The following is a 13940-nucleotide window of genomic DNA, read 5'->3' as shown; positions in this document are numbered from 1 at the left end:
GTCTAACTACCAATTGTATTTCTGTTCTTTAGTCCTGATATGTCAAAGCATGTCATTGAGCGAGTTGATGCGGCTGGAAACCATTCCCGAAGCTTTGGAGTAAGGATTTTTTTACATCCTTAAAAACTACGCAAATCCCTTGTCCTGTGGATGGCATACCGCTGTGTTAAGCCATCTTCTACAAACCTTTGTTCGCGCGCGATTGTATCGCGTGCAGGTAGTTTTCTTTTTCTACTTTGAGCACCTACTTCCCGTAACGTAAACGAATAGCTCTCCCTCCGGTTAAGTATGAACAGTTAGACCCTGTTGGAACTATTCTCCTTTGCAGAAATATGCTATAGCAGGTTTCCTTTTGGTCAGTATAGCGGTGGTGCCCCGTTAAAAATTTTTGAAGCTCTGTCCTGAGTATCTTTGGAATAAATTTCTTCGGACTAGCAAACCGAGTTACGCGCTTCATAAGCTCCAAAATCAATAAGCGATAGCTAACTAAAGAAAATGAACAGAACATAAAATACCAACGCAAATTTTAATGTGATGCTGCAAATCCCATACACTCGGTACTCCATTAATCATGCGAGTAAAGAAGAGTAATAACAACTTCAATTCCTATTCCCTTTCTTTTTTGCATCGCCCAAAAAAGAAACAACCCGTCTAGTCAGCCGGGCAAGAAAATCTAGGCTTACAGGAGGTTCTCTAAATTTATTGTTCGCTGCACTGCATGCGCTTAACTCGGCCGCTTTGGCGGCCTCAAACAGAACCGCCTGCGACGTTGCGCTCACGTCAAATTTCACGAGAACCTCCTGATAGGCCGTAACTTTCTAATCAAGTGACTTTTGTGCACTTAATTATTAATAGCTCATGAAAATAATTTTATAAAGAATCTTAAAAGATTATGTCCTAAACACCTTCAGCACCTGCGTAGGATTAAAAGCTTTTGAATTCATACATACCTTCCCCAAACGAAAGTCTGCCGTATAGTACAATTCCCCCGCTGTAACTAAAAGCAGGGCCTCTGCAGGCAATGCAGTCGTGGTGTAATTGGTTGCAGGGATCCTTTGCGTTTTGTGCGGAATGGGAATACGAAAAAGTTCGTGACGCAGCACGTGGTAGGTTTTGGAGTCATAGACGCTGATCCAGTATCCCAGTTCAGCCTCACTGGCCTTTACCGGCCAGTGGAGGGGGTTATCTGCTTTAAATTCAGGTACGCTGATTTCCAGACTACCCGCTTCAAGCTTCAGCTCCAGTCCGGGCATTTGCACGTATTGCGGATACTGATTTTTCAGATCGGCTTCCAGACCTTCCAATACGGTGGGCTCCCCCTGCCAGAGATCCAGACTGCCCTGGGGGAGGCTGTCGTTCATTTTCATTCCCTGATACACTGCTTTGCGAAAGCGGTTAAAAAACTGGGAATCGTACATTTTGCTAAGAAAAGGACGTAATCCCCTCATAAGGCTGCTGGTGATTTGGGAGGCGCGCCCAAAATCGGTAGCGGTTTGTTTTGCGCGTCCTTTTCGGGCTTTACCGCCGGTATCGGGCCGTGACTGTACAATGGTTTTACCATTCACATTTCTAAATACGAGATCACCGATGTTGCCTTTAAGGCCGGTCTTGGAATCGAGCTCTGCCATAGCCTGGAGGTGTTAATTTATATATGATAATAGAGTGCTACTTGATTTCAACCAATTTCACCCACAAAAACTGTGGTAAAGTGTGGTTGCAGTGTGGTAGCACTGTGGTTGGAGTGTGGTAGCAGATGCACGATAACTATGATAATACAATACGCAATATGCCAGATAGGAAGATAAAAATTTTAGTAATAGGGTGTTTCTTTTTAATCCTAATGTCGATAGCTTTTAAGTAGGAAGTAGTGTGTGAAATAGGAGTTAATAATCGATAAAAAACTATTTTTGCTGACAGACCGCATTTTTTCTGGTTTTATTTAATTAAAAATTATAACTTTTAATTAGTTTTTACGGTTTAAGTAGATGCCCGATTTATACATACTTATTATTGATGATGATCCTATATATCATCTAATGATTACAAGAATTTTAAATAAGCTGGGGTTTCCAAACAGTAAAGGAATTTTAGACCCACTTGAAGGTCTGGAATTTTTGCTGCTTACAAACCGCCTCCCTGATGTTTTATTTTTAGATATCAACATGCCAGGAATAAATGGTTGGGAGCTTTTAGATGAATTAGAAACTTCTGCAAGGTCTTTTGCTGAAATGGATATCTATATTGTAACGAGTTCGATAGATAAATACGATACGGATAAATCGTCTAAGTATAAAATAGCGGGCTATTTAAATAAACCGGTAAAAAGCGAAGTGTTCAAAGATTTACTAGTTAAGAAGAATTAAACTTGAAAAATCGTATCAATTATGAGGCTATAGATAGCCAGCCGCAAAAGGAGTTGGATGATCTGGTTTTTTTAGCCAGTTACCTGTTTAAGACTCCTATATCGTTAATATCAATACTCGAAAAGGACCGTCAGATTTTTCAATCAAAGATAGGTTTAGATTTAGATGGTTCTTTAAAACAGGATTCTTTTTGTCATCATACGCTGAATAACCCTAATGAACCTTTAGTGGTAACTAATGCCTTAAATGACTCGCGTTTTAAGGCAAGTAAACTGGTAGTAGGTTATCCCAATATTCGGTTTTACGCAGGCATTCCCCTTAAAAACAGTAAGAATGAAGTTTTTGGTACGTTTTGTATCATAGATAATAAACCCAGAGCATTAAGTAAGGATGAACTCAGGTGTATGGAGATTTTATCGCGTAAGGCGATGTTTCACCTAAATTCAAGAGCTATTATTTCAACCCAGAAAAAGGTACTTCAGGAGAGCAGCAATCGCATTTTTAATTTGGAGAAAATGGAGTCTTTTTTAAAGCAGATGACTAATAAATCCTTTTATGAGAATGCGCTTTTTGAACTGAGTTTTATGCAGAACTCAAATAGCTTTAAAATAAACTTTATAAGTGAAGGAATGACCAAACTGTATCCGCATTTGGATACCAGCTTGGATGAAATTTCGATACCGGTTATTTTAAGTAAGGTAAGTTCGAATAATCGCTTTTTAATGATGAGATCCTTTTTAAAGAGCCTAAATTCAGAACGAGAGGAAAAGCTGGAGTATTTGCAGAAGCTTGAAAATGGTAAAGATGTCTGGTATCGACTTATTTTTTCTAGTGAACGAAAGACGTCAGATTTATGGATGATTCATGGTATAGTCAAGAATATAACACACGAGAAAGAGCATCAGGAGGCCCTGAGAAGAATTCTTTTTGACATTTCACATGTCATGAGGAGACCGCTTACCACGATTATCGGGCTTTCCGAATTATTGAAAAGCGAAAAAGAATTATCTCTTGAAGAAAAATTAGAGCTTGTTAAGTTAGTTGGTTTTGCAGCAAACGAATTGGAAGAATATACTGTAGGTATGAATTCTGAATATCAGGATAAGATAGACAGTCTGAACAGCACTAATTAATAACCTGTAAAACCCATACTGTTTAATAGTATAAAGATTAGTTGCTTTTTGGTTTTAAAATGAGCCAAAACTTCTCGCTTTAAACTAAAGGATTCTGGCCGTGATCGAAATTAATTGTGTTTGAGTAAGATCTCGGTTACTGCAGGTTATAATGCCTACCAGTCCATCTTTGGGATCTAATTTTGCCATTGCAGGTTACTGTTAAGTTTAAACCAGTTTTAGACTACTTCCATCTCAGGTTTACAAAAAGTATGGCAAGAGGTGGGTTCAGTGTGGACTCACTGCGGGGTGAGTGTGGGCCGGGTAGGGCGGGGCCGTGAATAGATCTAAAGTACCTAATTTATAAACAGATTGTATTTTGCGATTTTTCTTTCAATAAACCAGGTTGTCACTCACTAAATAATTTTTTCAATTTCCGTAGATTAATAAAAACGATATCCGTTGACGCAGTTTCTTGACTGTTTTCAGGTAATTACAGGGCGCATTAGGAACTTATCATGAACATATAGTGATGGTCTGAGCCCAATCTTAGGATTGCGATTTTAAGTTTATAAGCTCATTTTGTAAAAATAGTACGAATAATAAAGGTGTTGCATTGGGAAGATTTCTGTATTTAACTTAAAAAAATAGGGATACCTTAATTTTTGCGAAAAAATCATTTTAGATACACGAATGTCGCATTTTGTTTATTTAAATGCCTGAGATGTTAAACAAAATGCATAATTTATTCTGATTTTCGGCATTTTTTTAATGTATAACATACAATTTATGAGGGGGTTAGCTGTGTATTTTATTGATTTTGTACTTGCATTTATCGATTTAATAGTATAATTACACTTGTAAAAAACATAACAAAAGGTAGGAAATCTACTTTGTCCCCAAACCGTCCCCTAATGAAAACGAATGTATTCGTAGTACTTTTCTTTTGTCTTTTTTCAGCTGCCTATGCTCAGGTGGGTATAGGCACTACAGATCCTAAAACTACGCTCGATGTAGTTGGAAATCCTACAGATGTAAATTCTTTAGATGGAATTGCCGCTCCTCGTATGACCGGGGATCAGCTCGCCGCTAAAACCTATACCGAAGAGCAGCAGGGAGCTCTGGTTTACATCACAGCGGCAGCAACAAGCCCAGGCGGTCAGACCGCAGATGTTTCTGCTGCTGGATTGTATGTATTTAATGATGCGCTCAATAAGTGGATAGCTGTACAGGCATCAGGAGTTTCCGATGGTTGGTCTTTAGACGGAAACAACCTCACTGGGGTAACCAATGACGGCTCCACATTTTTAGGAACAACAACCTACAATGATCTTTTTGTAAAAGTCAATAACAGTCAGATGGGTAGGCTTAGTCCTCGTGGAGGTATCGCATTAGGATATGAATCTAACGTAATCTCCAACAATTCAGTAGCCATTGGCTATTCGAGTGAGGCCAATCAGGATGCGGTTGCTCTGGGTTATAATGCCGACGCTAACGGCAATGAATCTATTGCCATAGGTAAAAATGCGGTTTCCAATTTTCAGAATATAGCAGTGGGATTAGGAGCACAAAGCTCAGCCAACAATGCCATTGCTTTAGGTAATACGACGACGGCCAGCAGTCAAAACTCCATCGCTATTGGTACGAATGCCGGAACTCAGCAAAATGAGTCGATAGCAGTTGGGGCCGATTCTGATGCTACAGGTTATCGAAGTATAGCAGTTGGGTATAATGCGCAGGCAACTAATACGGAGACCAGTGCTTTTGGCAATGGAGCAACGGCCAGTGCTGCGAGTAGTATAGCCTTGGGAACAGGAACCAATGCCCGGGGAAATTCTTCTGTAGCCATAGGCGTAAATGCAGCTGCACGCAATCAGAGCTCCATTGCTTTTGGGGTTGGTGCTGAATCAAACGGAGACAATTCGATTGCGATAGGGGCATCAGCAACTATTGCTACGGGAAGGCGTAATGCTATCGCTATTGGTAACACGGCCAGTGTAAACAATAACTCAGCTACGGCTATTGGCCAAAATTCAAGCGCAACCGGTGAACGATCTATGGCCCTGGGAAATGGGGCAAGAGCCTCTGGTTTAAACGCTACTGCTATTGGCTATAACAGTAACGCCACTCAGGATAACACCTTGATTCTGGGAGGCAATGCAAATGTGGGTATAGGAACCAACACCCCATCAGCCAGACTTCAGGTAGATGGGACATTGAGATATGTAGATGGAAATCAGGGTGCGGCTAAAGTACTTACTTCAGATGCTAACGGTAACGCAAGCTGGCAAAATGCTCCTGCTGTAAGTGCTGGAGATGTAAAACACAGTTTTCAGGTAACAGATCATAATGGATGGTACTTATTAGATGGAAGAGCAGTCGTGACTTTACCTACAAATGCTCAAGCTGCTGCTGCAGGTCTGGGATTTAGTGGGAATTTACCAAATGCAAGGAATAGAGTTTTAAAGGCAAACGATGGTTCTCAAAACATGGGTGATGAAGCAGGAAACTTGAATGATAACCTAGTTATATTATCAGCAGAAAATATTCCAACTTTAACAGGAAATACATCGCTTAATGGTAATCATGCCCATTCTTTTAACGATACCCGTACAGAGTTTGTAGGAGTTAATCTCAGGACTGGGGCTAATATTACGGTACCCTATGCTACACAATATGTTGACGACGAGGAAAACACGGCATCTTCAGGTAATCACGATCATTCAGTGACTGTGAATGCAGGTTCTCCAAATACCGCAATAGACATTTCTCAGGCAAGTATTGTAACCAATGTCTTTGTTTATTTAGGGCCATAATTAACTTGAATATCTTCCTTTCAAATTCGGTTAACTTTTTAGAGTGTCGTACCTTTGATACTCAAATTTTGAACGTAACATTATGAGTACATACGACGTTGCAGTCATCGGCTCCGGTCCTGGAGGTTATGTGGCTGCCATTCGCTGCGCGCAATTGGGTCTTAAAACCGCAATTATAGAAAAATATGCTACTATGGGCGGTACCTGCCTTAATGTAGGCTGTATCCCTTCCAAAGCACTTCTCGATTCTTCACACCATTATGAAGATGCCGTCAAGCATTTTGAAGAACACGGGATCGAAATTCCCGGAGAAGTAAAAATAAATCTCGAGAAAATGATGTCCCGTAAAGCTTCAGTAGTGGAGCAAACGACCAAGGGGATCGAGTTTTTGATGAGTAAGAATAAAATTGACACCTATCAGGGCGTGGGCAGCTTTAAAGATAAAACCCACATTCATATCGCTGTAGCCGAAGGCGATGATGTAGAGATCGAAGCCAAAAATATTATCATCGCTACAGGCAGTAAGCCGGCGAATCTTCCCTTTATTGAGCTGGACAAAGAGCGTATCATTACCTCTACCGAAGCCTTAAAACTTACCGAAATCCCAAAGCACATGATCGTGATAGGCGGTGGTGTGATTGGTCTCGAACTGGGGCAGGTGTACAGCCGTCTGGGTGCTGAAGTAAGTGTGGTGGAGTATATGGACCGCATCATCCCTACAATGGATGGAGCCCAGAGCAAAGAGCTTACCAAAGTGATGAAAAAACAGGGAGTTAAATTCTATACTTCACATAAAGTAAACGGCGTTACCCGAAACGGTGATGAAGTAGTGGTAACGGCTACCGATAAAAAAGATCAGGAAGTAGAATTTAAAGGCGATTATGTCCTGGTTTCTGTAGGCCGAAAAGCCTATACCGAAGGGCTTAACCTGGAAGCAGCCGGTGTGAAAACCGATGATCGTGGCCGTGTTGCCGTTAACGCGCATCTGCAAACCGAAGTGTCTAACATCTATGCCATTGGTGACGTGGTACGCGGTGCCATGCTTGCCCATAAAGCGGAGGAAGAAGGCGTTTTTGCTGCCGAAACCATTGCCGGTCAGAAGCCGCATATCGATTACAACCTCATTCCGGGAGTAGTGTACACCTGGCCTGAAGTTGCATCTGTAGGTAAGACCGAAGAACAACTTAAAGAAGAAGGCGTGGCTTATAAATCAGGTCAGTTCCCCATGCGGGCTTTGGGACGTTCCAGAGCTTCGGGAGATATTGATGGTTTTGTGAAAATCCTGGCCGATAAGGAAACCGATGAGGTTTTGGGCGTACATATGGTAGGCGCACGTGTAGCCGATTTAATTGCCGAAGCGGTAACCGCGATGGAATTCCGTGCCAGTGCCGAAGATATTGCGCGTATGTCACACTCACATCCTACCTATGCCGAAGCAGTAAAAGAGGCTGCCCTTGCAGCAACAGAAGACCGTGCCCTGCACGTTTAAGACTTAGCAAAATCTTTAAAAGCCCTTCTTCATTCCAGATTAAGGGCTTTTATTTTTTAAATAACAATAACAATAACAATAACAATAACAATAGCAATAGCAATAACAATAGCACTAGCAATAGCACTAGCAATAACAATAGCACTAGCAATAACAATAGAACAATTTGAAAGCCCTAGTTATCACAAAAGCCGGAGGACCGGAAGTATTACAAATACAGGAATTTGAAGCTCAGGAACTCAAAGCCGGGCAGGTGCGCATTGCGGTAAAAGCCGCAGGAGTAAACCGAAGCGATATTTTAACCCGTGAAAATCCGGATGCCTACGGTGGGCAGGCTGAGAAGGCTACAATTCCCGGGCTGGAGGTTGCGGGCGAAATTCTCGAAGTAGCTTCAGATGTATCTGCATTTCGGGTAGGTGATCCGGTTTGTGCGCTGGTAGCCGGTGGGGGATATGCTGCAGAAATCTGTGTGGATGCACGTTTATGTTTACCGGTGCCTAAAGGATTTAGTTTTGTGGAAGCAGCAGCTTTACCTGAGGTCCTGTTCACCGTATGGTTTAATGTATTTATGCAGGCTAAAGCCTGTGCCGGCGAAGGTTTGCTTATACACGGCGGCACCAGTGGTATTGGCATAATGGGTTTGCAAATGGCGAAAGCTTTAGGATTGAATACGTTTACTACCGTGGGTTCAGACGAAAAACTGCGTTTTATTAATGAACACAGGTTAGCCAGGGTAATCAACTACAAGAAAGAAGATTTTCAGGAAGTTTATAAGGAGGAAAAAATCCACGTAATTCTCGATATGGTTGGGGGCGATTATACCCTTAAAAACATGAGTTTGCTTGCTCAAAAAGGGCGTTTGGTTCACATAAACGGGATGAATGGTTTAAAGCCTCAAATTGATTTGTGGATGCTGATGAGCAAGCAGTTAACACTTACCGGCAGCCTGCTTAAACCACAGGATGTTGCGGTAAAGCATCAGATCGCGCAGGAATTGCAGGCTCAGGTCTGGCCTTTGCTGGAGAACGGCCGGGTACGGGTATTTGTCGATCAGACTTTTGATCTGGCAGACGCCGCTGCGGCACACCGGCTTATGGAAAGCAGTGCGCATATCGGTAAAATTGTGCTTAACGTATAACAATCCCCATGGCTACACCTACGCATTACGCATACAACACTACCGGACAGCGCATCAGGCAACAGGATCTGGTGTCCCTGCTGAAGGCAGACTGGTTAAAACAGGAAGCCGGCCCGAGAGGTCAGCTTTTTTCAGAATATAGCCTTACACAGTATCTGGATTTAGAATACCGTCTGGGCGAAAAAATCCTGACGAATGATCAGGACAGCCTGCTTACCAAATCTACAGGCGAACGCAAGAAGTTGCTTTTGGCCTATCAACTGGCTCAGAACCCCGATTATCTTATTCTCGACCATCCCTTTGACGGTCTGGATTTAGAAACGGTAAAAGCCCTTAAAGCCCAATTGCATCTTTTGGCCGGGCATACTGCGATTCTTCAGTTGTACACACGGCATGAAGATTTGCTGACCTTTTGTACAGATACCCTGGTATTTGAAAACGGTGCATTTTATAAAGGCGGAAAACTCAAACCTAAAGACCCCGACCTGAAAGCAGAAGCGGAGTATCAAATGCCTCAGGCACTGACTGCAAGCTCTGATGTGCCGGAGGTGCTCATCGAATTCCGTGATGTTTCGGTCTCCTTTGGTGATACCTGTGTGTTGCAAAATATAACCTGGCAAATCAAAAAGGCAGAGACCTGGCAACTTACCGGTGCTAACGGTTCGGGAAAGACCACCTTGCTTTCTATGATTACCGGAGACAGTGTAAAGGGCTATGGCAAGGAATTGTACATTTTTGGCACTAAAAAAGGCAGCGGTGAGAGCGTTTGGGAGCTGAAAAAGAAAATAGGCTATGTTACTCCCGTGCTTACCGAGCGCTTTGACGGTATGCATAGCGTTTCTGATATGGTGGTGGGTGGTATCTATGACAGCGTGGGGCTTTACAAACGCCCTACCTCTTTAGAGCGTTCAATCGCCGCCCAGTGGATCGCATTAATAGGACTGGAGTCCAAATCCTCCAGCCGGTTTCGGGATTTGAGTGAGGTAAATAAACGCCTGGTGCTTATTGCCCGCGCGATGATCAAAAATCCGCCATTGCTTATTCTTGACGAACCCACCTTTGCACTGGGAGACCAGGATGCAGCATTGGTTGTGGGGCTCATAAACAAATTAAGCGAAAGTACCCGGGCCGCCATTATTTATGTATCGCATCGCCAGGAACCCGGGCTTCGGGTAGATCGCGAATTTCGGCTTACAAAAACAGAAAAAGGTAGCGTTGGAACCCTAAAAGAAGGATGATACTTAGGGGTTTAAGAGTAGTATTGTTCGATTAAAAACGTTAAATATTCAAAATATCGACGAAAAGCTTACTTTACTAGATAAAATGTTTATCTTCGTGGTACCCAACTTAAACATTTAGTAATGTCCGGAGCGTGCACAAAGAAAACATTTCAGGACCTTATAGGTACTCATGAAACGGTTTTTGAATGGCTTAATGAAACGCCGTATCACGGAGCCTATTTTTGCAGCATCGATAGGCCATCAGAATTCTACATTTCCAAAAGTCTTTTTACCACGCTCAATTACAAAGATCTTCAAGAAGAAGATCAGGAAAAAGCCTGGGAGACTATTTTGGGAGTACCCGGCCGTTACACCATTTCGGGTATCATTAATGCTGTGCGTGAGGGCGAAACCCTAAAGAAAAAATACCTGTTTTCATTTTTGGGTGCAGATGGCAGACCCCTTGTAGTAAAAGCCATGGCTTTAGTGGTTGAATGTGAAGACAAGTGCCGGTATCTGATTCTTAAGTTTACCCGTAAATTCAGCAAAAATGCACAGATTGATCTGTACGAAAGCAAAATCAAAAGATTGCGTTCCTTCTCTGAAATCTATGAGGAGAGTAATGAACTCGCAAAAGTAGGAGGCTGGGAGGTAGACCTGGTCAGGGGTAAAATAACCTGGACTCCCTATATCAATAAAATTCACGAAGTACCGGTAGATTATACTCCACAGCTGGAGGTTGCTATAAATTTTTTTAAAGAAGGCTGGAGCCGGGATAAAATCACCCAATGTTTTCAAAACGCGGTCGAGAAAGGAGAACCCTACGATGAAGAGTTTATACTCGTGGCGGCAAATGGAGCCGAAAAGTGGGTGCGCAGTGTGGCCAAGTCTGAGTTTAAAGACGGGAAATGCCTGCGGGTATATGGTGCCTTTCAGGATATTACCGCAGCCAAAGAACAGGAACTGGCCCGTCAGGAGGCTGAAACGCGATTTAGAGAGATTTTCAACAACTCGGCGGTTGGGATTATTTTAGTCAAAAATGTGTCGGAAGTCTTTATGGTTAATAAAGCCGCCTTAAACATATTTGGATTGCAATCTCTTTCTGAAGAGGCGATTCTAAAGTACACCTTTTCCGATATCATCAAGCCCGAATATCTGGAGGAGGCGCGGGAAAAACGCCGGGCGTTACTGGCCGGAGAAATAGCAAACTACAAGCTCGAGGTCGAATGTTACCACTCCTCAGGGCGGGTAATCTGGTGCAGTATGTCGTCTTCTGTTTTTAAAGACGGGATTACCGATAAGGATCTGGTCATTACCCAGGTTGAAGATATTACCCAGCAAAAGAAACTGGAGATCCTGGCCCAGAAGAGTGCCGCCCGTTTTAAACGCGTTTTTGAAAACTCGCCAAATGGGATGGCTGTGGTCGATTTACACGGAGACTGGGTAATGATCAATAAAAATCTTGCCCAAATGGTGGGCTATACCAACGATGAGCTCTTAGAATTAAGCCTCGAAGAAATCACCCATCCTGAAGACCGTGCCAATGATGTGGCCTTGTTTACAGAGGTACTCAATAAAAAGATTGACTCCTATAGTATTGAAAAACGTTACGTGCATAAAAACGGAAGTTTAGTACACTGTTTTCTTACCGTTTCTGCCTTATATGATGAGACTGGTCACATCAGCTCTTTAATAGGTCAGGTAGTTGATATGACCGAAAATATCAAGGCCAAAAAAGAACTGCAGCGCAGCCTTAACGATCTGCAGGTGGTACTCGACGCGACTTCAGAAGTTATTATTATCGAGACTGGTGCAAATCACCTCATTAAAAAATTCAACAGGGGTGCAGAAAACCTCCTGGGTTACACGGCAGCCGAAGTAGTAGGTAAGCACACACCGGGTATCTTTCACCTGCCACAAGAGGTCGCCGAGCAAAAGAAACATCTGGAGCTTAAATACGGGACGCAGATCGATACTACTGAGGTGTTTACCTATGCCTATACTCAGGGAGACCGAAGCTCTAACGAATGGACCTATGTACGTAAGGATGGGAAGACCTTTATCGGACAGTTATTAACCTCAGCCATTCTGGATGAGCAGGGGCGTACAAAGGGGTATCTGGGTATTGCAACAGATATTACAGGTCTAAAAGAGATGGAATTGTCTCTGCGTAATGCAAAACTCAAAGCAGAGGCTGCCAGCAAATCGAAATCTGAATTTCTGGCAAACATGAGTCATGAGATTCGTACTCCGCTTAATGGGGTAATCGGCTTTACCGATCTGTTATTAAAAACCCCTTTAAACGAAAACCAGGCACAGTATGCCGAGACCGCATATTCTTCGGCGGTTTCGTTATTGGACCTCATTAATGATATTTTAGATTTCTCAAAAATAGAGGCCGGTAAGCTTAATCTCAGCTTAGAGCGGGTAGATATTGTAGAGGTCTGCGGGCGTACGGTAGAAATGGTTAAGCAGGCTGCCCATAAAAAAGGACTGGAGATCCTGCTCAACCTGCCCAACGAGTTTGATAATTTTGTGATGGCAGATGGTCTGCGGTTGCGTCAGATTTTGATAAACCTCATAAGCAATGCCGTTAAGTTTACCCACAAGGGAGAGATCGAGCTTAAGGTGCGCCAGTTGGGTAAAGTAGATAAAAGCGGAAAGATGCGTTACTGCTTTTCCCTTCGCGATACCGGTATAGGTATTGCTCCTCAAAACTTAAAAAAGATTTTCAGGGCATTTGATCAGGAAGATTCTTCCACCACCCGAAAATACGGAGGTACCGGTCTGGGCCTCACCATAAGCAACAAACTGCTGGGGCTTATGAAGAGCAACCTTAAAGTGGAAAGTGAGCTGGGTGAGGGAACCACGTTTTCGTTTGAAGTAGATTTCAATTCGTTAGAAAGCGGCGAAATCAAGCCTGCTATAAAGCGCAGTTTAAAAAGGGTACTGGTTGTTGACGATAATAAAAACAACCGCACCATCATGCAGGAAATGCTTAAGGACCGGGATATCGAGACCACTCTGGTATCTAACGGAATCGATGCCATCGAAATCCTGGAGCGTGATGCTAATTTTGACCTGGCCATAGTAGATTACCATATGCCCTATTTAAACGGCTTAGATCTGATAGGCCATTTAAGACAGGAACTCAAAATCAGCCGGAAGCAACTGGGCATCGTTATGATGCACAGTTCGGGTCACGATCAGGAAATCGCCGATAAGAGCAAAGATCTCGACGTTGACATCAGGCTGGTTAAACCCGTTTTACGGGAGCAGTTGATCGAGTATCTCGAATCTTTAGAGCAGCCCGGCGAAATTCAGGTAAGCCTGCCTGAGCCGGTAGAGCAGGAAATAGACCTGAGCAACCTGAAGATCAGCATCCTTTTTGCTGAAGACAACCCGGTAAACAAATTTTTAACCCGTACCATCCTGGGCAAGGTAGTGCCTTTAGCAACAATTAGTGAGGCAAGTCACGGAGGGGAAGCCGTAGAGGTCTTTAAAAATCAACATGTTGACCTGATTTTAATGGATATACAAATGCCCGTTATGAGTGGCTTTGAAGCTACTGCGGCCATACGTAAACTGGAAAAGCAGGGCAAACGCATACCCATTGTAGCCCTTACCGCCCGTGCGATTAAAGGAGAGCGCGAGCGCTGTCTCGATCAGGATATGGATGATTATCTGGCCAAGCCGGTTGTTCTTGAGGACCTCAAAAAATGCATAGCCCGCGTTATTACCAATAAAACCTTTGATTTTAAAAATTTAACTGAGTCAAAACAAAACTAACAGTCCAATAAAC

The 13940-nt window shown here is 42.9% G+C and carries 8 protein-coding genes; 7 read left to right on the top strand and 1 reads right to left on the bottom strand.

The features are described 5' to 3' along the window. Positions 1 to 890 precede the first annotated feature (890 nt). Complete coding sequence (locus tag ACSSS3_RS01100; RefSeq protein ID WP_442846104.1) at positions 891 to 1628, bottom strand: hypothetical protein; 738 nt, start codon at positions 1626 to 1628, stop codon at positions 891 to 893. A 357-nt stretch (positions 1629 to 1985) separates the two neighbouring features. Here ACSSS3_RS01100 and ACSSS3_RS01095 point away from each other — a divergent pair, with 357 nt between their 5' ends. The 7 genes from ACSSS3_RS01095 to ACSSS3_RS01065 all read left to right on the top strand — a co-directional run bounded on the left by ACSSS3_RS01095 (position 1986) and on the right by ACSSS3_RS01065 (position 13927). Then, complete coding sequence (locus tag ACSSS3_RS01095; RefSeq protein ID WP_442846103.1) at positions 1986 to 2363, top strand: response regulator; 378 nt, start codon at positions 1986 to 1988, stop codon at positions 2361 to 2363. Between the two features lie 2 nt (positions 2364 to 2365). Then, a complete protein-coding gene (locus ACSSS3_RS01090; protein ID WP_442846102.1) occupies positions 2366 to 3496 on the top strand; it encodes a GAF domain-containing protein in 1131 nt (376 codons plus the stop codon). Between the two features lie 893 nt (positions 3497 to 4389). Continuing rightward, positions 4390 to 6291, top strand: a complete 1902-nt coding sequence (locus ACSSS3_RS01085; protein ID WP_442846101.1) for a hypothetical protein — start codon at positions 4390 to 4392, stop codon at positions 6289 to 6291. Between the two features lie 82 nt (positions 6292 to 6373). Further along, positions 6374 to 7780: a dihydrolipoyl dehydrogenase gene (gene lpdA / locus ACSSS3_RS01080; RefSeq protein ID WP_442846100.1), complete on the top strand. Its 1407-nt coding sequence runs from the start codon at positions 6374 to 6376 to the stop codon at positions 7778 to 7780. A gap of 166 nt (positions 7781 to 7946) precedes the next feature. Further along, the gene (locus tag ACSSS3_RS01075; protein ID WP_442846099.1) at positions 7947 to 8918 is read left to right on the top strand and encodes an NAD(P)H-quinone oxidoreductase; all 972 of its coding nucleotides are present in this window, start codon (positions 7947 to 7949) and stop codon (positions 8916 to 8918) included. 8 nt (positions 8919 to 8926) lie between these two features. Next, positions 8927 to 10156 carry an ATP-binding cassette domain-containing protein gene (locus ACSSS3_RS01070; protein WP_442846098.1) on the top strand — a complete coding sequence of 410 codons (1230 nt, stop codon included), beginning with the start codon at positions 8927 to 8929 and terminating at the stop codon, positions 10154 to 10156. 123 nt (positions 10157 to 10279) lie between these two features. Continuing rightward, positions 10280 to 13927, top strand: coding sequence for a PAS domain S-box protein (locus ACSSS3_RS01065; RefSeq protein WP_442846097.1), 3648 nt, complete (start codon positions 10280 to 10282; stop codon positions 13925 to 13927). Positions 13928 to 13940: the final 13 nt, after the last annotated feature.

This window comes from Leeuwenhoekiella sp. H156 (genome assembly GCF_052218455.1).
GTDB lineage: Bacteria > Bacteroidota > Bacteroidia > Flavobacteriales > Flavobacteriaceae > Leeuwenhoekiella > Leeuwenhoekiella parthenopeia.
This window is presented reverse-complemented; position numbering and strand designations above follow the sequence as displayed.

Coding starts and splice junctions, on each gene's coding strand:
- ACSSS3_RS01085 (WP_442846101.1), top strand. CDS start 4,390: ATGAAAACGAATGTATTCGTAGTACTTTTCTTTTGTCTTTTTTCAGCT.
- ACSSS3_RS01065 (WP_442846097.1), top strand. CDS start 10,280: ATGTCCGGAGCGTGCACAAAGAAAACATTTCAGGACCTTATAGGTACT.
- lpdA (WP_442846100.1), top strand. CDS start 6,374: ATGAGTACATACGACGTTGCAGTCATCGGCTCCGGTCCTGGAGGTTAT.
- ACSSS3_RS01095 (WP_442846103.1), top strand. CDS start 1,986: ATGCCCGATTTATACATACTTATTATTGATGATGATCCTATATATCAT.
- ACSSS3_RS01070 (WP_442846098.1), top strand. CDS start 8,927: ATGGCTACACCTACGCATTACGCATACAACACTACCGGACAGCGCATC.
- ACSSS3_RS01100 (WP_442846104.1), bottom strand. CDS start 1,628: ATGGCAGAGCTCGATTCCAAGACCGGCCTTAAAGGCAACATCGGTGAT.